Origin of the sequence: Noviherbaspirillum sp. L7-7A (genome assembly GCF_019052805.1) — a bacterium.
Lineage (GTDB): Bacteria > Pseudomonadota > Gammaproteobacteria > Burkholderiales > Burkholderiaceae_D > Noviherbaspirillum_A.
The window spans coordinates 751387-774341 of record NZ_JAHQRJ010000001.1 but is presented as its reverse complement, the minus strand read 5'-3'; the positions used below and the strand labels follow the sequence as shown (position 1 = coordinate 774341).

Genomic DNA, 22955 nt, shown 5'->3' with positions numbered 1-22955 from the left:
CGGCAACGTGGAGCGCTCAAACCAGGAGACCTGTTTCGAGCGCGTAGCGGGTCAGCTCGACATTGCTGCGGGTGCCGGTCTTGGCCAGGATGCGTGAGCGATAGGTCGTGACGGTGCTCGGGCTCAGGTGCAGCATGTCGGCAATGCGCACCAGGCTCTCGCCTGCGGCAAGCAGCTTCAGCACTTCGAGCTCGCGCTGCGACAGGGTTTCATGGGAAGCCACATTGCCACGGCTGATCATGCTGGCCAGCTTCTCGGTCAGGGTCGTGCTGACATGGTGGCCGCCGGCGGCTGCCTTGCGCACCGCATCGGCAATGGTGCCGGCCGGCGTGTTCTTGGTGAGGTAGCCCGCCGCGCCCAGCTTGAGCGCCCGCACAGCGTACACCTGCTCGGCATACATGCTCAGCATGAGCACCGCCAGCCGCGGACGCACCGCGCGGATCGCCTTCAGCAATTCCAGTCCGCTCTTGTCGGGCAGCGCAATGTCGAGCAGCGCCACATCCAGCCGCTCGCTCTGTACCAGCTGCATGGCCGCCTCGGCCGTCTCGGCCTCGCCCACGACCTCGATATCGTCAGCCGTGCTGAGCATCAGCCGCACGCCGTTACGCGCGATGATGTGGTCATCGACGATCAGCACACGAATCTTGTCAGCGCGCAAAGTCTCGCTCCTCGTTGGCCGGACAAGCGCCTCGACCCTGGTTTGATTTCAAAAACTGCATCATACCGCTGACCGCCACTTTCCTGCAGGGCGCCGTCTGCGCCAAATGCGGCGCCTGCCGGCCGGCTGCTACAATACCGCCGCAATACCGGCTTACACATCAAGGTTCTCCATGCCCCTTCTCTCGGCCCCCTCCGGCAGCCTGTTCATGGTCGTTGCGCCTTCCGGCGCCGGCAAGTCCACCCTGGTCAACGCGCTGCTGGCGCAGGACAGCGCGATCCGCCTGTCCGTTTCCTATACCACCCGGCCGCCCCGTCCCGGCGAGCAGAACGGGCGCGAATACCACTTCATTACTGTCGACGACTTCCTTGCCCGTCGCGAGGCCGGCGAGTTCCTGGAGTCGGCCGAAGTGCATGGCAACTACTACGGCACCTCGCGCATCTGGATCCACGAGCAGATGCGCGCAGGCACCGATGTGCTGCTGGAAATCGACTGGCAGGGCGCGCAGCAGGTGCGCAAGCAGTTTCCGCATGCGGTCGGCATGTTCATCCTGCCGCCGTCGATCTCTGCGCTGGAGGAAAGGCTGCACAAGCGCGGCCAGGACGATCCTCAGGTCATCACCCGTCGCCTGCTGGCGGCCGGCGGGGAGATCGCCCATGCGCCCGACTTCGAGTATGTTATTATCAACCACGAATTTTCCGTGGCCCTATCCGAACTGACTTCCATCGTTAAAGCAACCCGCTGCAGGTTCCCGCAGCAAGCGGCCCGCAACGCCTCCCTGTTTGCCCAACTGGGCATTCATGCCAACTTAAGTTAATCACTGTCATCCTGGAGCACAAATGGCACGCATTACCATCGAGGACTGCCTCGTCAAGATCCCAAACCGTTTTCAACTGACCCTGGCCGCCACCTACCGGGCCCGCCAGCTGGTCCAGGGCCACACCGCGATGGTGGATGCCAAGGACAAGCCGACCGTTCTAGCACTGCGTGAAATCGCCGCCGGCAAGGTGGGCATTGAAATGCTGAAGAAAGTCCCGAGCTAATCCTCCTCTTCCTGCGCGCTTAGTCGCTGATAAGCATTCATGAACCTGACCTCAACAGATTCGACCGTATCAGCCGCAACCGCGCAGCGGGGTGATACGCCCCGCACGCCCAACCAGCGGCCGACCCGGCAGGATCCGTCGGCTGCACCCGCTCCCGCACCGGGAGTGGCTTCCGTCTCCCGCCTCTCCGAACAGCTTGCCGAATACCTGACGCCTTCCGAACTGAAGAAGGTCAAGGAGGCCTATCGCTTCTCTGATGAGAAGCATCTGGGCCAGATGCGCAAGTCGGGCGAGCCGTATATTTCCCATCCGATCGCCGTGGCCGAGATCTGCGCCGAGTGGAAGCTCGATGCGCAAGCCATCATGGCCGCACTGCTGCACGACGTGATGGAAGACCAGGACGTGCAGAAGGACGAGCTGATCGAGCGCTTTGGCGCGCCGGTGGCATCGCTGGTGGACGGCCTGTCCAAGCTCGACAAGATCGAGTTCCAGACCCAGATCGAGATGCAGGCGGAAAACTTCCGCAAGATGCTGCTGGCCATGGCCCGCGACGTGCGGGTGATCCTGGTCAAGCTGGCCGACCGGCTGCACAACATGCGCACCCTGGGCCACATGGATGCCCACAAGCGTCGCCGCATCGCGCGCGAGACCATGGATGTCTACGTGCCGATCGCGCACCGGCTGGGCCTGAACAACCTGTACCGCGAACTGCAGGACCTGTCCTTCTCGCATCTGTACCCGGTGCGTTACCGCACGCTCGGCAAGGCGGTGAAGGCGGCACGCGGCAACCGCCGCGAGGTGGTCAGCAAGATCATGGATGCGGTCAAGAACACGCTGGCGGCCACCGGCATCCAGGCCGAGGTGTATGGCCGCGAGAAAACCCTGTTCGGCATCTACCGCAAGATGCGCAACAAGCACCTGTCGTTCTCGCAGGTGCTCGACGTGTACGGCTTTCGCATCGTGGTCGACAGCTTTGCCAACTGCTACGTTGCGCTTGGCACGCTGCATGCGCTGTACAAGCCCATGCCGGGCAAGTTCAAGGACTACATCGCCATTCCCAAGCTCAACGGCTACCAATCGCTGCACACCACGCTGATCGGCCCCTATGGCACGCCGGTCGAGTTCCAGATCCGCACCGCCGACATGCACCGGGTGGCCGAATCCGGCGTGGCCGCACACTGGCTCTACAAGAACGACGAAGGCGCCCTGACCGACCTGCAGCAGCGCACCCATGCCTGGCTGCAGTCGCTGCTGGACATCCAGAAGCAGACCGGCGACTCGGCCGAGTTCCTGGAGCATGTGAAGGTCGACCTGTTTCCGGATTCGGTCTATGTGTTCACGCCGAAGTCCAAGATCATCTCGCTGCCGCGCGGCGCCACAGCGCTGGACTTTGCCTACACCATCCATACCGACATCGGCGACCATGCGGTGGAAGGCATCATCAATCACGAGCATGTGCCATTGCGCACCGAACTGCGCAATGGCGACATCGTCGAGATCGTTTCCTCGTCGGACGCGCGGCCGAGCCCGACCTGGCTGGGCTTCGTGCGCACCGGCAAGGCGCGCTCCGCGATCCGGCATCATCTGCGCACCATCAACCGCTCGGAATCGGTGGCGCTGGGCCGAGATCTGCTGGCACAGGCGCTGGAAGCGCTGAATCTCTCGCCCGACCTGCCGGCGCCGCTGGCCGAACGCCTGCTCAAGGAGTCCAGCGCCAAATCGCTGGAAGACCTCCATGCAGACATCGGCGTGGGCAAGCGCATGGCCACGCTGGTGGCGCGCCATATCTTCGGCCTGGCGGAGAACGCCACCGGTTCGGCGCCGGCCGTGGACGACCAGGGCGAGCTGATACCCAACAAGCTCGACCCGGTGGTCATTACCGGCAGCGAAGGCACCGCGGTGCATCTGGGCCAGTGCTGCCTGCCGATTCCGGGCGACAGCATGTATGGCCAGTTCCGGCGCGATCAGGGCCTGACGGTGCATGCCGCGGACTGTGACATCGCCAAGCGCCAACGCGCCAAGGAACCGGAACGCTGGACCGAAGTGGTCTGGAGCCCGGAAGTGAATCGCCGCTTCGACTGCCGCATCAAGGTGCTGGTGCATAACGAAAAAGGCGCGCTGGCGCGTGTGGCTGCCGAACTGGGCGAGTCCGACGCCAACATCGTGCATGTCAGCATGGATGACGACAAGGATCAGGTGATGCAGCAGCTGCGCTTTACGGTGCAGGTGGAGGACCGGATTCATCTGGCGCGGCTGATGCGGAATGTGCGGGGGATACCGAGTGTGGCGCGGATTTTGAGGGAGCGCTCTTAGGGCGGGGAGCGCAAGGGATGTTTGCGGGGGTGGCACCCTGCTTCCTGCTGAGTGCTTCCTGCTGAGTGCTTCCTGCTTCCTGCTGAGTGCTTCCTGCTGACTGCTGATTGCCTCGTGGTGCCGTTTTACGTCTGGTGACCCAACACGCCTGCACTGTCGTCATGACCAGGCCGGGTGTTCGCCCCGGCAGGCGACCTACTTCTTTTGCTTCGCCAAAAGAAGTAGGCAAGAAAAGGCGACCCGGTGATCGCGCCCCGCTGCGTGGGGTCCCCGTGACGGCGACGCCTGAAGCGGGGCGCGGCTAAACTCGCTGCGCTGCGCTGCGCTCAAACAGACGCCGCACCTTATCCGCTTCAGGCATCGCCGTCACGGCGCGCTCAACGGGACTTGACCTGCAACGGCAACTGCAACTCAACTGCAACTGCAACTGAAATAGGGACGACAACGGGTATCGTGCGGTGCTTCCCAAGGAGCTTTCATCCTGTAAAAATAACTCATTCACTCTCGCCAATGTCCTCCACCCAGCTGCCATCCGTACCCAGCGACTCGATGCCGGTCCGGATGGCCTTGGAGGAAAAGCCGCGGTAGGCCAGGAAGCGGTAGATCTTCAGCTTGAGTTCCTGCGTCATGCCGTCGCGCTTGACCTGGGCCTGAAATTTGGCCACCGCATGCAATACCCGCTCCTCTTCCGGCGCCAGCTGCTGCACCTGCGACTTGGCCAGATCGGCTTCGATGCCCTTCTGGCGCAAGGTCATTTCGATGCGCCGGTTGCCGGCGCGATTCTCGATGCCGCGTGAACGCTGTTCGGCGAAACGGCCATCATCCTGATAACGGTTGCCGATGACAAAGGCCATTGCGTCTTCCACTTCGGCCTCGTCATAGCTTTTGGAAGCAAGCTTCCTGCGCAATGCGGCGGCGCTGTAGTCCTGCCGCGCAAGCAGCCACACGGCATAGGCCTTGGCCGACTGCGCCGGCTTTTCCGGTGGCGCGCCGGGCTCGCGCGGAGCGACCGGCCTGCGCTTGCGGTCCGACGTGCGGCTGTATTCGCCTGGAGCGGCCGTGGTGCGCGCGGGCCGCTTGCGGTCGGACGTGCGGGTGTATTCGCCGGGGATGGGTTCCGGCTTGCGGCGGCCGAAACTGCTGGCCTGGCGGCGCGGCTTGTCAGGCTTGTCGGTGCCTGCAGGCTGGGCGCCAGCCTCTTCCTCCGGCAGCGGTTCGGGCACGCCGGTTTTCTTGTTGATCAGATACATGGCTGCACAGGCGGCAATGAAGATCGTTCGATGATACTGGATCGACCGCGCCTGTGCCGCCCTGCCTTCAGCTAGCGCTTCACGCCAGCATGCGGCTGTAGATACGCGTGGCCATCAGCCCGGCCGGCGTATGGTGGCTGGCCGGCGCCATCAGCTGCACCAGCAAATCCATTGCCTGTTCGCGGCTTTCCTGCGCAGCCAGGGTTTCCTCCAGGGTGCGCAGTTCGCTGTTGAAGTCGTTCTGCCCTTCGGTCGCGCTGCGCTGCGCCGGATTGCGCAGCACGCCGCGTACGCCATGCCAGTCGCTTGGCGCCGGCTGGCCCAGCGTGTCCATCAGCCGCTGCCGGGCGCGGAAGCTGATCTGGCGGCGCTGCGCACCTTCCCAGTCGGCCGCGATCCAGTCATGGATCACCTGCTGCTCATAAGCGGAAAACACGCCGAACATTTCGGCCCGTTCACCCTGCAGCAGACGCCAGAAGCGGCTGTTCTGCGGGTCGTCGCCGCGCCGGATCCAGTCGCGCTCGACCAGCGCATCGAGGAAGGCGGGAATCTGCGTCGGGTCCGACAGCCAGTCGTTGACGGCGCGGCCGCCGATGCGGCAGTAGTCGGAGTGGGCTTCCTTGCCGGTCGCGCTCTTGCCGGTAAATACCGCCACGATTTCCCGATCAATATCGAATTCGGCGATCACGGAATTGGTGCAGGCGCCCAGCATGTTGAGCTTGTAGCCGCGCGCCACACGCTGCATGAAAGCCTGACGGTCGCCCACCCGCGGCATGGTTTCCATCAAGCCTTCGAGCGCCTTGCGGGCATGGCCGGTGTCGGCATTGTCAACCGTGACATGCAGCGTGAAATAAGTCGGGTCGATGCCGAGTTCATTGAGTTCATAGGCGCAGATCAGCAGGTGCAGCGGCAGTTGTTCATAGCCGAGGTTAAAGCCAATGACTTCCGGCAAAAAGTCGCCGGCATGCCGGGCCAGCGCCAGCTGGATCACGCCCTGCACATAGTGGTCTTCACTCAGGTTTTCCCAATGCTCGCAGCCGTGCGCGGCCAAAAGCCGCTTGAACAGCAGCACATGATTGCGCTCTGGCACGCCGTCGCCGAGCTCTTCCAGGTAGATGCGTATCAGCGCGGTAAAGCGGGCATCGTTCCAGTAAGGCGTCAGGCCGTACAGCCAGGCGCCATCGACCAGCTTGGTCGGCGCAACCGACTTCAGGAAGTACAGCGCATGCGACTTGCTGGAAAAATACTGGCGCGGCCCGCCCGCCTTGCGTGCTTCCAGGTAGTGCCGGTAGCGCTGGCCGACCAGGGCAGTGTTGCTGGCAATCCAGTCGCCTATGTCGTCCATCTGCTCCGGCAGGTCGGATTCCAACTCGTCTGTTGCCACCAGTTGTTGCCGCAGCCACTGCTCGCTGCGTTGCAGCGCTGATGGCTCCGGCTGGTCGCGCATCAGTTCGCGGTACAGCCGGCGCAGCGGTGTTGCCGACGCCGGCGCCGCGATGCCGCTCGCAGGGCGGGCCGGCTGGATGTAGTGAATGTCGTCAGTCAGGTTTTGCATGATGTCTTCTGTTCGCTGCCCGCTGCTGGAAGAGCTGCCGGCTGTCATGGTGGCCTAAGCCAAAAGTGGTTCGATTATCGGAACCACGTTGCGGACCAACAATCAGCGAACAGGAGGAAAAGGGGTCGGACGATGCCTACAAGCGGCGGAAATCTTCGTACTGCACAATATTTCAAACATATTGCACATACGTTCAAAGGGGCGTATATTTACAGTTGTTCATACGCTCGGCACAAACGTTCATGACTTTTCCCAATCAAGTTGACTTGTTGATCATCGGCGGCGGCATCAACGGCGCCGGCATCGCCCGCGACGCCGCCGGCCGCGGTTTGTCGGTCGCCCTGTGCGAGCAGAATGACTTTGCCAGCGCCACCTCGTCGGCCAGTACCAAGCTGATCCACGGCGGCCTGCGTTACCTCGAACATTATGAATTCCGGCTGGTGGGCGAAGCGCTGGCCGAACGGGAAGTGCTGCTGCGCATTGCGCCGCATATTGCATGGCCGCTGCGCTTCGTGATGCCGCATGCCAGGGGATTGCGGCCGGGATGGATGATACGGCTGGGCCTGCTGATGTACGACCGCCTCGGCGGCAAGACCACCCTGCCGCGTTCTTCCGGCATCAGCCTGCTGCGCACGCCCTACGGTGCCGGCCTGAAGACCGAATTTCACAAGGGTTACATCTATTCCGACGCCTGGGTCGACGACGCCCGGCTGGTGCTGCTCAACCTGCGCTCGGCGGCCGAGCATGGCGCAGCGATCCTGCCGCGCACCCGCTTCCTCACGGCGCGCCGCGAGAACGGCCTGTGGCATGCGGAACTGGAAGACCTGCGCACCGGCCAGCGCCATGCGGTGCGCTCGCGCATGCTGGTCAACGCGGCCGGACCGTGGGTCAGCAAGGTGGCGGGCAGCATGGGCAAGGCCAGGACCAGGGCCGGCGTGCGCCTGGTCAAGGGCAGCCATATCGTGGTGCCCAAGCTGTATGAAGGCGAGCATGCCTACATCGTGCAGGACAGCGGCAAGCGCATCATTTTCATGATTCCCTACGAGCGCGATTTCACTTTGATCGGCACTACCGACATGGTGGTCAACGACATCAGCGAAGGCAGTGCGATCAGCCAGGAAGAACTGGATTACCTGTGCGCCCAGGTCAGCCGCTACTCTGCCCGGCCGGTCACGCCCGACCAGGTGGTCTGGAGCTACAGCGGCATCCGCCCGCTGTATGACGACGGCACCGAAGATCCGTCCGCCGTCACCCGCGACTACACCCTGGTGCTGGAGGATGGCGATGTCAACGTGCCGCAGCTGTCGGTCTATGGCGGCAAGATCACGACCTATCGCAAGCTGGCCGAGGCCGCGCTGGACAAGCTGGCGCCATGGATGGGAACAGCCAGCGGCAAATGGACCGGCACCGAACCGCTGCCCGGCGGCGATCTCGGACCGGGCGGACAGGCCGGTTTCCTGCCGCAGCTCGCCGCCCGCTATCCCGGCATGCCAGAGTCCCTGCTGACCGCGCTGATGCAGCGCCATGGCACCAACACCGAGGCAATCCTGGGCGATGCCGCAAGGCCGGCGGACCTCGGCGAGTATTTCGGCGGCAACCTGTACGAGCGCGAAGTGCGCTACCTGGTCGAGCATGAATGGGCGCAGCACCCCGACGACATCCTGTGGCGCCGTACCAAGGCCGGCCTGCACATGAGCCCGGAACAGCGGGCGCGTTTTTCCCTCTATATGGAAAGCATCGCCCCGCAGCAGCCGGCATGAACCTTCTTTACGAAAACATCCTGCTTCACCTCCTGACAGCCCTCGTGGCGGGCGGCCTGATCGGCCTGGAGCGCAGTTACCACGGCCGTCCGGCGGGCTTTCGCACCCATGTGCTGGTCTGCGTATCGTCGAGCATGCTGATGCTGGTCACGCTGTACCAGTCGAGCTGGTATATCGCGCCGCTGGCCGATACGGTACGTACCGACCCGACCCGCATGGCGCAGGGCATCATGACCGGCATCGGTTTTCTGGGCGCGGGCGTGATCATGAAGGACGGCCTGTCGGTGCGCGGCCTGACCACCGCCGCCTCGATCTGGATGACGGCCGCCATCGGCATCCTGGCCGGCATCGGCTTCTATTTCCCGGTGTTCGTGGTCACGACGCTGACCGTGGCGGCGCTGTCCATCTTCCGCTGGCTGGAACGCATCCTGCCGTCCTATTACTATGCGCACCACGTGGTGCGCTTTTCCTGCGCCGGCGTGATGGATGAGGAGGCGCTGCGCGAACTGATCGCCGCCCACGGCTTTACCATCGCCAACATGAGCTACAGCATGGAAGACTCGGGCCGCATTTTCGAATACCGCATGGTAATCCGCTCGCGCGACCGCGATAATGCCACGCGGCTGGCCCAGACCTGGCACCGCGCCAATGGCAGCGTGCTGGGCTTTCGCATCGAGCCTGCCTGACGCCAGCGCCTGCAACGGGAGGATGCCTGATGAATCTGATTACCTGGAATATCCAGTGGGGCCGCGGCTGCGACGGCGTGGTGGATCTGCGCCGCATCGTCGGCCATGCCCGCGCGCTGGCCGACTTCGACGTGCTGTGCCTGCAGGAAGTGGCGGACAACTTCCCGGCACTGAAGGGCAACAACGACGCCAACCAGTTCGCCGCGCTGGCCGCGCTGCTGCCCGGCTATGCGGCGATCGACGGCGTGGCGATCGACCTGCCCGGCCAGCAGGGACGCCGGCGCCGCTTCGGCAACATGATCCTGTCGCGGCTGCCGGTGCGGCAGGTGCTGCGCCATCTGCTGCCCTCGCCGCCCGACCCCGCCGTGAAGAACATGCGCCGCATGGCCCTGGAAGCCGTGCTGGAGGCGCCGTTCGGCCTGGTGAGGGTAGTCACTACCCATCTCGAATACTATTCGGCGCCGCAGCGCGCGGCCCAGGTGGAAGCCCTGCGCGGCCTGCATGCCGAAGCCTGCGCAGAGGCGCGCGGCTTCGTTGAAACCGACAGCAGCGAAGGCACGTTCCGCAGCCTGCCGCGTCCGGCATCGGCCATCTTCACGGCCGACTTCAACTACCAGCCCGACGATCGCCTGCATGCCCGCATGCAGCAGGGCCATGCCGACGGCAGCCCCGCGCTGCGCGACGCCTGGGCGGCGCGCTGGCCGGGCGTGCCGCATCCGCCGACCCTGGGCCTGTACGACAGGCGGCAATGGCCATCGGCCATGAGCACCGATTTCATCTACGTGACCGACGACCTGGCGCCCCGGATTGCCGATGTCCGGGTCGATGGCGCAACCCAGGCATCCGACCACCAGCCGGTGCTGATCACGCTGCAACAAGACTAGGAAAGAACAACCCGCATGCTGCCACTGCACGACCTGCCAGACGCCACCCTCGCCCGCATCACCGGCCTGTTCCTCGATATCGACGACACCCTCACCACCGAAGGCAAGCTGCCGGCCAATGCCTATGCCGCGCTGGAAGCGCTGCAACGAAGCGGCCTGCGGGTGATCCCGATAACGGGCCGGCCGGCCGGCTGGTGCGACCACATCGCCCGCATGTGGCCGGTCGATGCGGTGGTGGGCGAGAACGGCGCATTCTACTTCTGGCACGATGAACAGGGCCGCAAGCTGCGGCAGCGCTTCCTGGCCGGCGAAGCGTCCCGCGCCGCCAATGCTGCCCGCCTGAAGGAGATTGCCGGCGCGATCCTGCAAGCGGTGCCGGGCTGCGCGCTGGCCTCGGACCAGTTCTGCCGCATCGCTGACATCGCCATCGATTTCTGCGAGGACGTGCCGGCGCTGCCCAGGCACGAGGTCGACCGCATTGCCACGCTGATGCGCGACGCCGGCATGACGGCCAAAATCAGCTCCATCCATGTCAACGGCTGGTTTGGCGACTACGACAAGCTGGGCATGGCGCGCATGCTGATGCGGGAGCGCTATGGCGTGGACCTGGATGCGGAACGGGAGCGCTACATCTTTATCGGCGACTCGCCGAACGACGAGCCGATGTTTGCCTACTTTCCGAATGCGGTAGGCGTGGCCAATGTGGCTGACTTCACCGACCGCATGCGGCATGCCCCTGCCTACGTGACCGGAGCGCGCTGCGGTGCGGGTTTCGTGGAACTGGCCAGGCGCCTGCTGTCGGCCCGCGCCTGACGTCGCTGGCCGGCGTCAAGGCCGCGGATCGTAGATGAACCGCCGCGCCACCGAGGCGCGGATCAGGCGCACATCGGCATGGGCCGGGTTGATCAGCAGATCGCTCTCTTCCGGCACGATCGCGGACGGCACTTCCAGTACGGCGGCCACGGCGCTGTCCAACCAGCGGTCGCCCTGGGCGATCGTGGCCGACCCAGCCGGCTCCGCCAGCCAGGCAGGATCGAGGTCGGCCGGCGTCAGGCGGCTGCGCCGTTCCCAGACCGCAAGCGCGATATCGATGCGCACCAGAAAGGCATTGCGCACGGCAATGCTGTCGCCCAGATGGGCCAGGGTTTCCAGCGTGGCCAGCGCAATGCTGGCGGAGGCATACAGCACCGAGCGCCCCTTGCTGTTCCAGCGGCCGCCGGTCTTCTTCGCGCCGCCGCCGCTCAGGTCATCCGCCGAAAACTCTGGCGTGTGCTTGGCGATGCGCCATACCGTAATGCCGGGAGCCTTGCCAGCCGTCATCAGGACAGCACGCCGTATTCGATGCGGCTCAGGGTGTCCTGCACCAGTTCATAGCCTGCTTCGGTATCGAGCAGCGCCAGCGGCGCCTCGCCGCCCAGCGCGCGGTTTTCCCGGTTGATCCAGACGATGGCGGCCGCCTCGTCTTCCAGCACTGCCTGGGCACGCTCCAGCACGCGGTGCACCCGGTACATCCGGTCCTGCTCCACTGCCGCCAGCGGCTGGCCCTTGCTGACACGGCTTTTCAGCGTACTGCGGGGCAGGCGCAGGCGTTCATACAACTTGTCCTGGCTGATGCCCAGCCGGCTGGCGGTGTCGGCCACGATCTGGGCCGGCATGCCGGCCCGCATCGCGCCAACCACGTCGATGGCGCTGGCATTGAATCCGGCGCTGTAAGGCGCCAGGTTTCGCGCGACCGTGTGTACCGGGTCGGTTTCGGGCAGGCGGTATTTGACGGATTTGCGGTCTGAAGGCGGTTTGGCAGTGGTCACGGCTGTCCAGAACAGGATGAAATTTCGTCCAATTCCATACCAGATTCTTTTTCCGCCAGGCTTTGTTTCCAGCCGTCCGCTCCGCCAGGCAGGCCAACGCCGCCTTACCCGGCGAAGTCCGGCCCGATCAGATCGATCCGGTCGGTGCAGAATGCATCCACGCCCCATTCCAGCAGCCGCCTTGCCGCTTCCGGGTCGTCGACGGTGTAGCAGAAGAGGCCATAGCCGGCGTCCTTGATCGCCTGCGCCTGCTCCTGCTTCAGGTTCCTGTGGTTGGTATGGAGCGCCATTGCGCCGACCTGCTCCAGCCTGGCCTGCCAGTCCTCGGGCACATGGCCGATCAGCAGGCCGCGCGGGATGTCGGGCGCGATATCGCGCGCCGCCATCAGCGCCTCCGGCGAAAACGAGGAAAACAGCGGCAGCGGCATCGAAGCGTCGTCGGCCAAGCGGGCTTCGGCCTGCTGCGCCAGCATCTGCTTCAAAAGCGCAGCGGCGGCACGCCCGGTCTCGGCGGCGAAACCGGGCGAGGGCTTGATCTCGGCATTCATCCAGATGCCCTCGCGGTGGCAGAACGCGATGACCTGCGCAAAGCCGGGCACCGGTTCTCCCGCGAACTGCGGGCCGAACCAGCTGCCGGCATCCATGCCCGCCAGCAGCGCGGCGCTGGTTTCGGCGACATTGCCGATGCCGGGCACGGTGCGGCCGAAGGCGGGATCATGCATCAGCACCGGCACGCCGTCGGCGGCCAGCATCACATCGAATTCCACGGCGCGATAGCCGTGCGCCAGGCCGCAGCGCAGGCCGGCAAGTGTGTTTTCGGGCGCAAGCGTGCCGCCACCGCGATGCGCGATGACGCGGGGAAAAGGCCACATCGTGTATTACTCCTTCAGGCTAGGGAATCAGGCGGGATCGATGCGAAACTCGATCACGCCATGGCGCATGCTGCGCCAGGAATCGACCAGACGGCTGGCATTGGCGCGGTCGCGCGAGCGGATCACCATGCGGTACTCGAAGGTGCGGCCGGCGTCCTGCATGCCGTAACTGAGGTTGGCGATGGAAAAGCCATGCTCGGCGATCAGGGCGCGCAAGGCATCTTCCTCCATCACGCTGTCGGACTGGAAGCGCACCACATGCTGCGCATAGTAATAGGACGGCAGCACGCCTTCCAGCCAGCGGAAGAAGGACAGCGCCGATACCGTCAGCACCGTCACCACCACCACCGGGAAATAGAAGCCGATGCCGGCCAGGATGCCGATGGCGGCCGTCATCCAGATCGAGGCCGCGGTGGTCAGGCCGCGCACCGAGAAGCCATCCTTCATGATCACGCCGGCGCCCAGGAAGCCAATGCCGGTCATGATGCCCTGCGCCATGCGGGTGGGGTCGGTGCTGGTTGGCGCATGCCCTGGTTCCATGCCATACCAGACCGACTGGTACAGCGTCACCAGCATCAGCATGCTGGCCGACACGCATACCAGCACATGGGTGCGAAAGCCCGCCGGACGCCCCTGGTAGCTGCGCTCCAGGCCAATCAGCCCGCCGGCAATCAGCGCCACCAGCAGATGCTGGATGATCTTGTATTGAATCGACTCCGTCATCGCTGCGCTCCGGCCGGCCCGGCCTCTGGCGACTCCGGCGGACTGCTTTCCAGCAGCAGCCTGGCGGTGGGCTCGTCGATGATCAGTTCATTGACGAAGCCGCCGCGCAGCGCCGCCCGCAGGCCTTCGACCTTGCCGCGGCCGGATGCCACGCAGATTGAATGCCTGGCGTGCCTGAACAGTTCCAGGTCGGGACCGCTGGTGCGGCTGTTGAGCGCGATGTCGCGATAGCTGCCGTCGGCGCGGAAGAACACGGTGGCGATGTCGCCCACCGCCCCGGCCTCGGTCACGGCCTGCAGGTCCTGCGGATCGAGGTAGCCGCCGCTATGGATCTGGCTCGGCACTTCGGCCGCCAGCGCGCCGACGCTATAGACCAGGATATCGCAGCGCTGCTGCAGCTCCACCAGCCGCCGCACGCTGCGCTCGCGCCACAGCGCGGTCTTGGTCTCGGCATAGTCGAAGAAGGCCGGCACCGGGAACGGCTGCGGCCGGGCGCCGTAGTTGGTGGCGAAGCGCATGATGATCTCGCTGGAAAACGCGTTCGACATGCTGTGGGTGTTGCCGGAGCCGTTCAGCTGCACCACTTCCACATTGACGGTGGACTTGGGCGTGAGACGGGAGACGATTTCATTGACCGTGTTGCCCCAGGCCAGGCCGATCACCATGTTGGATTGCACCAGCCGGTTCAGGTAGCTGGCGGCATGGCTGGCGACCCGCTCCAGCCATTCCCGCTCGCCGCCGGACTCGCGCACCGATACCACATGCGCCTGCGGCAGGCCGAAGCGCTGCTTCAGTTCGGCCTCGATCTGCTGCGGATGATCGCGCGGATCGTTGATATGGATTTCCACCAGGCCGTTGTCGCGCGCAAAGCTCAGCAGGCGCGAGACCTTGGAGCGCGACAGGTTCAGTTCGCGCGCGATGTCGGTCGTCGTCATGTCCTGGTAGTAGTACAGCCGCGCCACCGTGATGGCATTGATGTACTGGGCCGAATCCTCGGTGGAAGGGACGATCTGCTTGTCATGATGCATGGCGGCGTTTCCATAGGGCTGGCCTTGCGGCCGGCCTCGTTGATAGTCAATTGGCAAGCATGATACTGCAGGCATCCCTTTCCCCGGCCTAGCGCAGCCGCGCCGGGTCGATCGAGAACAGCACCGGATACGCATGCGACCAGCGCGACCAGCGCAGCGAGCCTGCTTCAGAGACCATCCACAGCCTGCCCTGCGCATCGAAGGAGATGTCTTCAACGCCGATCACCATGTCGTAGGAAGCCAGCACCGCGCCGCTGGCGGCGTCGAGCTTCTTCAGCGCGCCGGTCTTGCTGTTGGAAAAGGTCATCCACAACCCGCCTTCACCGTCGAACGCGGCGCCCTGCGCCAGGGCGGGCACTGCAAGGACGCGGCTGGCATCGGCCGGCGCCAGCACTGTGCCGTCACGGGTATCGAACAGCGACAGCGGCAGGAAGAAGCCGCGCGCCTTGTCCGCGTCCTTTTCCGATGAGGCAATGAAGATGGACTTGCCGTCGAAGCCGGCCAGGGAGCCTTTCATGTCGCCGCCCAGCCCCAGCGTGGCCACCACGAAATCGTCCCGCCCGCCAAGGGCGCGCGCCAGGTCGATCTTGTAGAGCTTGCGGGTGTCGGCCACCAGCAGCATGCCCTGTCCCAGAGAGGCCAGGCCGCCGGCGTGGCCGCAGGCGGGCGGCATGTCGAACTGGCCGGTGGTGCGGCCGCTGGCCGGGTCGATCCGGTAGACCCGGCACGGACCGCTGCCAACCTTGGGATCGGCGCTGCGGTAGCTTGATACCAGCAGCACGCCATCGGCCACGGCAACGCCCTGCGGCACATAGCCTTCATCGATGCCAGGCGCCCAGATGCGACTCAGGATGGCCGCATCGTTCGGCACCGCCGGCAGCTCGCCGGAAAGATGCGCGGGCCGCGCGCCCAGCACCCCGGCGGCGCCGGCATGGCTGCCCGCCATCAGCAGCATGGCAAGCGCCGCCAGCGTGCCTGCAAGCCGGATCATCGGCCTTCCCTTCCCTTGCAGCTTCGCCGCCCCATCATGGCGTCAATTGAGGCGCTGGGTCGTGGCCGCATCGAACCAGTGGACCGAGCTGGCCTCGAAGCCGGCGCTGACCCGCTGCCCGGCTGCAACGGGCGTGCCGGCCGGCGCGCGGATCACCAGCGGCTGGCTGCCGGCGCGGGTATGCACCAGGAGGTCGGCGCCGAGCGACTCCACCATCTCGACTTCCATCTCCAGGCCAGGCCGGCCCAGTTGCAGGTGTTCCGGTCGTATGCCCAGGATGCATTCGGCCTGCGCAGGCACGGCCACGCCGGCCGGCAGCGACACGGCGCCATCGCCTTCGAGCTGGAAGCTCCCGCCCGCCACGGTCTTGCCATGCAGCAGATTCATCGGCGGCGAACCGATGAAGCTGGCCACGAAGGTGGTGGCCGGACGGCCATAGACTTCGGCCGGCGTGCCGATCTGCTCGGCGCGGCCGCCGTTCATCACGATCATGCGCTGGCCCAGCGTCATCGCCTCGACCTGGTCATGGGTCACATACAGGCTGGTAGTGCCGAGCGCGCGATGCATCTTCTGGATTTCCAGGCGCATCTGCACCCGCAGCTTGGCGTCGAGGTTGGACAGCGGCTCGTCGAACAGGAACACTGCCGGCTCGCGCACGATGGCGCGGCCCATCGCCACCCGCTGGCGCTGGCCGCCGGACAGCTGGCGCGGCGTGCGTTGCAGCAGCGCGCCCAGCTCCAGGATGCCGGCCGCCTTCTGCACCCGCGCATCGATGTCTTCCTTGGAAAAGCGCCGGATCTTCAGGCCATAGGCCATGTTCTCGTAGACGCTCATATGCGGATACAGCGCATAGTTCTGGAACACCATGGCGATGTCGCGGTCCTTGGGCTCCAGGTTGTTGACCACGCGGTCGCCGATCACGATGTCGCCGCCGGTGATCTCCTCCAGGCCCGCCACCATGCGCAGCAGCGTGGACTTGCCGCAGCCGGACGGGCCGACCATCACGATGAATTCGCCATCGTCGATATCAATCGAGATGCCGTGGATGACGGCGACCGATTTGGCGCCACTGCCATAGGTCTTGGTGATGTTTTTCAGATGTACTTGTGCCATGTCTCTTTCCTGTGCCGCCGCCGGAATGGCGCGGCGTGTTCGCTAAATCGTCGGCCGCAAGGCCAGCGCCGGTTCCGCCGGCGCAACCCGCCCTACTTCTCCGAATCGACCAGTCCCTTGACGAACCATTTCTGCATGATCACCACGACCAGGCCGGGCGGCAGCATCGCCATGATCAGCGTGGCCATCACCATGTTCCATTCCACCGCCGCGTCGCCGCCGGCGATCAGGCGCTTGATGCCGATGCCGATCGGGTACATGTCCTGGTCGGTGGCGATCAGGAGCGGCCACAGGTACTGGTTCCAGCCATAGATGAACATGATCACGAACAGCGCCAGCACGTTGGTGCGCGACAGCGGCCAGATCACATCCTTGAAGAAGCGAAGCGGCCCGGCGCCGTCAATGCGCGCCGCTTCCGCCAGTTCATCCGGCACGGTCAGGAAGAACTGGCGGAACAGGAAGGTCGCGGTGGCTGAGGCCATCAGCGGTATCGTCAGGCCGGCATAGGTGTTGAGCATGCCGAGGTCGGACACCACCTTGTAGGTTGGCGTGATGCGCACCTCCACCGGCAGCATCAGCGTCAGGAAGATCATCCAGAAGAACAGGCCGCGCCCCGGGAAGCGGAAGTAGACCAGCGCGAACGCCGACAGCATCGAGATCGCGATCTTGCCGATGGCGATCGCCAGCGCCGACACCAGGCTGACCCACATCATGCGGCCCACCGGCGCCACCGCGGTGCGGGTGGTGCCGGCGCCCAGCACCTGGGTGTAGTTCTCGATCATGTGGCTGCCCGGCACCAGCGAGATCGGCGACATCGACGCCTGCTCCACGGTCTGGGTGCTGGCGACGAAGGCCACGTAGACGGGGAATGCCACGATCAGCACGCCCAGGATCAGCACCAGATGGCTGATCATGTCGAGGATTGGTCTGCGCTCGATCATGAGTAATTCACTTTCTTTTCAACGTAACGGAACTGCACCACGGTCAGCGTGATGACGATGAACATCAGCACCACCGACTGCGCCGCCGAGCTGCCCAGGTCGCCCCCTTGAAGCCGTCGGTGAAGACCTTGAACACCAGGATCTCGGTGTCCTTGCCCGGCCCGCCCGAGGTGGTCGCCTCGATGATGCCGAAGGTGTCGAAGAAGGCATAGACGATGTTGATCACCAAGAGGAAGAAGGTGGTCGGCGACAGCAGCGGGAAGACGATGGAGAAGAAGCGCCTCACCGGGCCGGCGCCATCGATCGCGGCCGCCTCGATCAGCGACTTCGGTATCGACTGCAGGCCGGCCAGGAAGAACAGGAAGTTGTAGCTGATCTGCTTCCAGACCGCGGCAACCACGATCAGTATCATCGCGTGGGTGCCGTTCAGGGTGTGGTTCCAGTCGATGCCCAGCGGCCGCAGCGCATGCGAGATGATGCCCAGGGTCGGGCTGAGCAGGAACATCCACAGCACGCCCACCACCACCGGCGCCACCGCATAGGGCCAGATCAGGAAGGTGCGGTAGATCGCGGTGCCGCGCACCACGCGGTCGGCGAAGACGGCCAGGATCAGCGATATCGTCAGGCCCAGCACCGCCACCGATACCGAGAAGATGGCGGTGGTCTTGAACGACTCCAGGTAGCTGGGGTCGTTCCACAGCGCCTCGAAGTTCTCGAACCAGACGAACTGCACGCTGCTGCCGAAGGCGTCCTGCAGCAGCACCGACTGGTACAGCGCCTGCACCGCAGGCCAGAAAAAGAACAGGACGGAAACGATCAGCTGCGGCGCAACCAGCGCGAAGGGCAGCCAGGCGGATTTGTAACGGGCGCGTTTTTCCATGATTTCCTTCGTGTTGCCGCGGCTAGCGGTTGGCTTTTTCGAACCGGGCCAGCTGCTCGTCGCCGCGCTTGACGGCCGCGTCCAGCGCATCTTTTGCGGTCTTCTTGCCCGACCAGACGTTTTCCAGTTCCTCGTCGATGATATTGCGTATCTGGACGAAATTGCCGAGGCGGATGCCGCGCGACTTGTCGGTGGTCTTGACGATCATCTGCTGCACGGCGATGTCGGTGCCGGGATTGTTCTGATAAAAGCCGGACTTGCTGGTCAGTTCATAGGCCACCTTGGTGGTGGGCAGATAGTTGGTGTCCTGATGCCACTTGGCCTGCACCTCGGGCTGCGACAGGAACTTGAAGAAGCGCGCCACGCCACGGTTCTCGCTGGCGCTCTTGCCGCTCATGGCCCACAGCGAGGCGCCGCCCAGCACGGTGTTCTGCGGTGCGCCCGGCACGTCGCTGTAGTACGGCAGCGCCGCCACGGCAAACCTGAACCTGGCGTTCTTGGCGATGTTGGCATAGGTGGCGCTGGACGATGTGAGCATTGCGCATTCGCCGGAATAGAACTTGGCATCCGGCTCGCTCTTGCGGCCGCCATAGGTGAAGTAACCCTGCCTGGCCCAGTTCGCCAGGTTCTCGACATGGCGCACATGCAGCGGGCTGTTGAACTTCAGGCGGGTATCGAGACCCCCCAGGCCATTGCCCTTGCTGGCGAATTCCACGTTATGCCATGCAGAGAAGCTCTCAAGATGCACCCAGGACTGCCAGCCGGTGGTGTAGGCGCAGCGTTCGCCGCTGGCCTTGAGCTTGGCCGCGGCCGACACCACGTCCTGCCAGGTCACCGGCGGCTTTTCCGGATCCAGCCCGGCCTTGGCGAACTTGTCCCTGTTGTAATAAAAGACCGTAGTCGACGCATTGAACGGCAGCGATTGCATCTCGCCGCGGGCCGACGTGTAGTAACCGGCCACGGCGGGCACGTAGACGGACGGGTCGAAACTCTCGCCCGCCTTCTTCATCAGGTCGGACACCGGCACCACCGCGCCCCTGGCATACATCATGGTGGCGGTGCCGACTTCGAACACCTGCAGGATGTTGGGCGCATTGCCGGCGCGGAAGGCCGCGATCGCGGCTGCCATGGCTTCGTCGTAACCGCCCTTGTAGGTGGCGATGATCCTGTAGTCGGACTGGCTCTTGTTGAACTGGTCGGCCAGTTCCAGCACCCGGTCGCTGATTGCGCCGGTCTGGGAATACCACCATTGGATGTCGGTAGCGGCCTGAGCCGCGCTCAGGGAAGCGGCGCAGAGGCCGGCGGCGCACAAGGCCTTCTTGGCGTGGAACATACGGGTCTCCTGTCAGTATTCTCTTCCGGACGCGTGGCCTGGCATCCGGAATGGGCTGGCGCGGCAGGCTTGCCAGCTTGAAAGCTGCGAGAATATAACTGATGTTGAACGTATGTGCAATTAATTTGAAATTATGTGCATCAATAGTAGGCAAGCAGGTAAACCTGCCTGTCAACCGGATCAGGAGGCTAGCCGCCTGACATGCATTCTTGCAAGAATTCCTGGCGGGTACCAGCACCGAACACAATGACCTGCTACGCCGGCCGGGCAAGGCAAACCAGACCGGCGCCCTGTTCAACGCCCCATCAACTTCTTCACCAGGCCAACCACCATGAACACAATGGCTCCGGCGACGACGCCCGCCACCGCGCCGCCGGCAGCACTGGCCAGCCAGCCCAGGACGCCGCCCACGCCAGGCACGGCATGCGCGGCTTCCTCCAGATGATGCAGCCACTCCCCCAGTGCCGCTATGCCATGCACCAGGATGCCGCCGCCGACCATGAACATCGCCGCGGTGCCGACGATGGACAGCAGCTTCATCAGCTTGGGCGCACCGGCCAGGATCAGCCGTCCCAGTGAGCGCTGGAAGCCCGCTCCCGGCCCGGGACGCTGGCTCAGGTAAAGGCCGCCGTCGTCGAGCTTGACGATGCCCGCCACCAGGCCATACACCCCGATGGTCATTGCCACCGCAATGCCCGACAGCACCAGCACCTGGGTTGCCAGCGGCGCGTTGGCTACCACCCCCAGCGTGATGGCAATGATTTCGGCCGAGAGGATGAAGTCGGTCCGGACGGCGCCCTTGATCTTGTCCTTTTCCATTGCCACCATATCGACCTTCGGATCGGCCAGCGCATGCGCCAGCGCTTCATGCCCGGCGTCGCCGCCATGCGGCCAGAACCGGTGCGCCAGCTTCTCGAAGCCTTCGTAGCACAGGAAGGCGCCGCCTATCATCAGCAGCGGCGTCACCAGCCACGGTGCAAAGGCGCTGATGGCCAGCGCGGCCGGCACCAGTATCGCCTTGTTGATCATCGATCCCTTGGCCACGGCCCATACCACCGGCAGTTCGCGGTCTGCATTGACGCCAGTGACCTGCTGCGCATTCAGCGCCAGGTCGTCGCCCAGAACACCGCTGGTTTTCTTCGCGGCGACCTTGGCCATCACCGAGACATCGTCGAGGATGCTGGCAATATCATCGATCAGCGCCAACAGGTTGCTAGCTGCCATACACGCTCCTTGTCATTCGTTGGAAAAATCGTTCGCCGTTGCTTGCGCCACGCCCCGGTCCAGATCGAGCGCCACCACGTTCACCGGCGTGAAGTGCCGCGTCTGGTGCTGGTAGTCCCAGCGTTCCACGGCGCATGTCATCGGCCCCTGCCCGCCATTGTCATAGCGGATCAGGTTGACGGAATTGCTGGCGCCATGCCGCACCCGCGACGATACCGCAGTGCCAGCCTGCACTGCCCACAATCGCCGCGCCACCTTGTCATGCCGCTCGTGCAGCGCGCATACATAGGGCAGATGGATATGCCCGCCCAGGATCAGGTCGGCGCCCGCCTCCGCCCAGCGCCGCACCGCGGCGGCGCTGCCATGCAGCACATTGCATTCATCTTCCGGTAGCAGCGCGCAGATAGGCTGGTGCGTCACCACGATGCGCAACTGCGCCGCAGGCGACGCCTCCAGCCTGGCGGCCACCCGCTGTATCTGCGCCGGCGACACTTCGCCGTCGGCATGCTTGTACGGGCGCGTGGTATTGACGGTTACCACCAGCAGCTGCGGCTGCTCGAACTCCGGCTCGAGTTCATCGCCAAAGGCGCGCCGGTAATTGGCATAGGGCGCCACCATGCGCAGGCCGACATTGAACAGCGGTATGTCATGGTTGCCCGGAATGGCGACCAGCGGCGTTGGCGCCAGGCGGTCGACGAAGGCGCGCGCGGCGGCGAACTGGCTGCGGCGGGCGCGCTGCGTGATGTCGCCGGACAGCACCACCAGGTCTGGCGCCTGTTCCCGTATCAGGCGCACCAGCGCCTCCACCACGTCGTTCTGCTCGGTGCCGAAATGGGTATCGGAAATCTGGATCAGCAGGCTCATGCTGCCTCACCCGTCGGTGCAACGCTCTTGAGCAGATAGAGCGGCTGCGGCGACACCCGGAATTGCAGGGGTTCGGCCATCTGCATGATCTCGCCGTCGACTGCCACCTTGATGCTGCGCGTGCGCCGCCCTGCCCGCATCACTTCCAGTTCGCGCAGCAGGAAGCTGCGCACATGTTTGGCATCGCCCAGGTTGCCGAGCGCACCGCGCAGCGCCAGCCAGAGCAGCGACAGGGTGCCAACCGGATGCGGCGCGATTGCCACCAGAAAGCCATGGTCCAGCGCCGCGGCCTCCTCCATGCCTATCTGTTCCAGTTGCAGCCGGTTGTTGCCGACGAACAGCGTCGGCGTGCGCCAGCCAGCGACTTCGCCATCCTTTTCCAGCCGCAGGCGCAGTTGTCGCCGGGCGCGCAGCACGCTGACCAGCCCGGCCCACAAGGCTACCAGCCGGCTGCGGCCATACTGCTTCTTCCAGGCCTCCCTGTCCTCCAGCAATTTGGGATACAGCCCGAGGCTGGCATTGACCAGGAACGCCCTGTCATTGACCAGTCCTACCTGCACCGCATGCGGCGTGGCGGTCAGCAGCATGCGCACCGCCTGCTCCGGATCTTCGGGTATGCCGTGGGTGCGGCCGAAATAATTGAAGGTGCCATGCGGCAGGACACCCAGCGGACACGCGCTTGCCAGCACGGCATTGGCCACCGTGTTGATGGTGCCATCGCCGCCGGCCACCACCACGGCGCCGCCGACATGATTGGCCTCCAGCACCGCCGCCCGCGCCACCGTGGCCAGCTCGGCCGGGTTTTCCACCAGGCGCAGGTGATGCTCGCGCCCTGCTTCCCGCATCACGCGCGCAATGACTGCCCGCGTGGCGTCGGATTCCCGATGGCCGGATGCGGTGTTGAGGATGATGAAGAACGGCATTTCTGGTTGCATGGCGGACATGGAAGCGTCATGGGTCAGTAATCGATGAAGGCAGGCGTTTCGGCAGACAGCACGGAGTATAGGAATACCGGGTGCTGCACATCGG

General features: G+C 64.7%; 22 protein-coding genes and 1 pseudogene. 7 read left to right on the top strand and 16 right to left on the bottom strand.

The window, feature by feature from the left end:
* Positions 1 to 16: 16 nt before the first annotated feature.
* On the bottom strand, positions 17 to 658 hold the full coding sequence (locus KTQ42_RS03535) for a response regulator transcription factor (RefSeq protein WP_217344241.1): 642 nt from the start codon (positions 656 to 658) through the stop codon (positions 17 to 19).
* Positions 659 to 830: 172 nt separating this feature from the next.
* On the opposite strand from KTQ42_RS03535, the gene gmk reads away from it, so the two are divergent.
* From gmk to KTQ42_RS03520, 3 genes are read left to right on the top strand one after another with little or no spacing between them, the layout of a single operon-like run.
* Positions 831 to 1475, top strand: coding sequence for a guanylate kinase (gmk, locus tag KTQ42_RS03530; RefSeq protein ID WP_217344240.1), 645 nt, complete (start codon positions 831 to 833; stop codon positions 1473 to 1475).
* A 22-nt stretch (positions 1476 to 1497) separates the two neighbouring features.
* Positions 1498 to 1701, top strand: coding sequence for a DNA-directed RNA polymerase subunit omega (gene rpoZ, locus KTQ42_RS03525; RefSeq protein ID WP_194714881.1), 204 nt, complete (start codon positions 1498 to 1500; stop codon positions 1699 to 1701).
* 39 nt (positions 1702 to 1740) lie between these two features.
* Complete coding sequence (locus KTQ42_RS03520) at positions 1741 to 4014, top strand: bifunctional (p)ppGpp synthetase/guanosine-3',5'-bis(diphosphate) 3'-pyrophosphohydrolase (protein ID WP_217344239.1); 2274 nt, start codon at positions 1741 to 1743, stop codon at positions 4012 to 4014.
* 494 nt (positions 4015 to 4508) lie between these two features.
* Here the strand turns inward: KTQ42_RS03520 and KTQ42_RS03515 are convergent, their stop codons facing one another.
* Positions 4509 to 5264, bottom strand: coding sequence for a regulatory protein RecX (locus KTQ42_RS03515; RefSeq protein ID WP_217344238.1), 756 nt, complete (start codon positions 5262 to 5264; stop codon positions 4509 to 4511).
* Positions 5265 to 5343: 79 nt separating this feature from the next.
* Positions 5344 to 6819, bottom strand: a complete 1476-nt coding sequence (locus KTQ42_RS03510; protein WP_249222629.1) for an iron-containing redox enzyme family protein — start codon at positions 6817 to 6819, stop codon at positions 5344 to 5346.
* A 242-nt stretch (positions 6820 to 7061) separates the two neighbouring features.
* On the opposite strand from KTQ42_RS03510, the gene glpD reads away from it, so the two are divergent.
* The 4 genes from glpD to KTQ42_RS03490 are packed head-to-tail and all read left to right on the top strand — an operon-like array spanning position 7062 to position 10962.
* Positions 7062 to 8579 carry a glycerol-3-phosphate dehydrogenase gene (gene glpD / locus KTQ42_RS03505; RefSeq protein ID WP_217344237.1) on the top strand — a complete coding sequence of 506 codons (1518 nt, stop codon included), beginning with the start codon at positions 7062 to 7064 and terminating at the stop codon, positions 8577 to 8579.
* On the top strand, positions 8576 to 9265 hold the full coding sequence (locus tag KTQ42_RS03500) for an MgtC/SapB family protein (protein WP_217344236.1): 690 nt from the start codon (positions 8576 to 8578) through the stop codon (positions 9263 to 9265). Before glpD ends, KTQ42_RS03500 begins: the two co-directional genes overlap by 4 nt.
* A 29-nt stretch (positions 9266 to 9294) precedes the next feature.
* On the top strand, positions 9295 to 10149 hold the full coding sequence (locus tag KTQ42_RS03495) for an endonuclease/exonuclease/phosphatase family protein (protein ID WP_217344235.1): 855 nt from the start codon (positions 9295 to 9297) through the stop codon (positions 10147 to 10149).
* A gap of 15 nt (positions 10150 to 10164) precedes the next feature.
* Positions 10165 to 10962, top strand: coding sequence for an HAD-IIB family hydrolase (locus tag KTQ42_RS03490; RefSeq protein WP_217344234.1), 798 nt, complete (start codon positions 10165 to 10167; stop codon positions 10960 to 10962).
* 15 nt (positions 10963 to 10977) lie between these two features.
* On the opposite strand, the gene KTQ42_RS03485 is transcribed toward KTQ42_RS03490, so the two are convergent.
* The 13 genes and pseudogenes from KTQ42_RS03485 to KTQ42_RS03425 all read right to left on the bottom strand — a co-directional run bounded on the left by KTQ42_RS03485 (position 10978) and on the right by KTQ42_RS03425 (position 22870).
* Complete coding sequence (locus KTQ42_RS03485; protein ID WP_217344233.1) at positions 10978 to 11469, bottom strand: RES family NAD+ phosphorylase; 492 nt, start codon at positions 11467 to 11469, stop codon at positions 10978 to 10980.
* A complete protein-coding gene (locus KTQ42_RS24210; RefSeq protein ID WP_217344232.1) occupies positions 11469 to 11957 on the bottom strand; it encodes an antitoxin Xre/MbcA/ParS toxin-binding domain-containing protein in 489 nt (162 codons plus the stop codon). Before KTQ42_RS24210 ends, KTQ42_RS03485 begins: the two co-directional genes overlap by 1 nt.
* A 104-nt stretch (positions 11958 to 12061) precedes the next feature.
* Positions 12062 to 12829: a glycerophosphodiester phosphodiesterase gene (gene ugpQ, locus KTQ42_RS03475; RefSeq protein WP_217344231.1), complete on the bottom strand. Its 768-nt coding sequence runs from the start codon at positions 12827 to 12829 to the stop codon at positions 12062 to 12064.
* Between the two features lie 27 nt (positions 12830 to 12856).
* Positions 12857 to 13552: an MgtC/SapB family protein gene (locus tag KTQ42_RS03470; RefSeq protein WP_217344230.1), complete on the bottom strand. Its 696-nt coding sequence runs from the start codon at positions 13550 to 13552 to the stop codon at positions 12857 to 12859.
* Complete coding sequence (locus tag KTQ42_RS03465; RefSeq protein WP_217344229.1) at positions 13549 to 14580, bottom strand: sugar-binding transcriptional regulator; 1032 nt, start codon at positions 14578 to 14580, stop codon at positions 13549 to 13551. The genes KTQ42_RS03470 and KTQ42_RS03465 overlap by 4 nt, the downstream gene beginning before the upstream one ends.
* Before the next feature lie 88 nt (positions 14581 to 14668).
* Complete coding sequence (locus tag KTQ42_RS03460; protein WP_217344228.1) at positions 14669 to 15571, bottom strand: hypothetical protein; 903 nt, start codon at positions 15569 to 15571, stop codon at positions 14669 to 14671.
* A 42-nt stretch (positions 15572 to 15613) separates the two neighbouring features.
* Complete coding sequence (locus tag KTQ42_RS03455; protein ID WP_217344227.1) at positions 15614 to 16684, bottom strand: sn-glycerol-3-phosphate import ATP-binding protein UgpC; 1071 nt, start codon at positions 16682 to 16684, stop codon at positions 15614 to 15616.
* 92 nt (positions 16685 to 16776) lie between these two features.
* Positions 16777 to 17625, bottom strand: coding sequence for a sn-glycerol-3-phosphate ABC transporter permease UgpE (gene ugpE, locus KTQ42_RS03450; protein ID WP_217344226.1), 849 nt, complete (start codon positions 17623 to 17625; stop codon positions 16777 to 16779).
* Positions 17622 to 18505 (bottom strand): annotated as a pseudogene (gene ugpA, locus KTQ42_RS03445) (sn-glycerol-3-phosphate ABC transporter permease UgpA). Before ugpA ends, ugpE begins: the two are co-directional and overlap by 4 nt.
* A 22-nt stretch (positions 18506 to 18527) precedes the next feature.
* Positions 18528 to 19838, bottom strand: coding sequence for a sn-glycerol-3-phosphate ABC transporter substrate-binding protein UgpB (gene ugpB, locus KTQ42_RS03440; RefSeq protein ID WP_217344225.1), 1311 nt, complete (start codon positions 19836 to 19838; stop codon positions 18528 to 18530).
* Between the two features lie 294 nt (positions 19839 to 20132).
* Entirely contained in the window at positions 20133 to 21062 is a 930-nt protein-coding gene (locus tag KTQ42_RS03435; RefSeq protein ID WP_217344224.1) for a DUF808 domain-containing protein, read from the bottom strand.
* A gap of 12 nt (positions 21063 to 21074) precedes the next feature.
* Positions 21075 to 21926: a metallophosphoesterase gene (locus KTQ42_RS03430; protein ID WP_217344223.1), complete on the bottom strand. Its 852-nt coding sequence runs from the start codon at positions 21924 to 21926 to the stop codon at positions 21075 to 21077.
* A complete protein-coding gene (locus KTQ42_RS03425) occupies positions 21923 to 22870 on the bottom strand; it encodes a diacylglycerol kinase family protein (RefSeq protein WP_217344222.1) in 948 nt (315 codons plus the stop codon). Before KTQ42_RS03425 ends, KTQ42_RS03430 begins: the two co-directional genes overlap by 4 nt.
* Between the last annotated feature and the right edge of the window lie 85 nt (positions 22871 to 22955).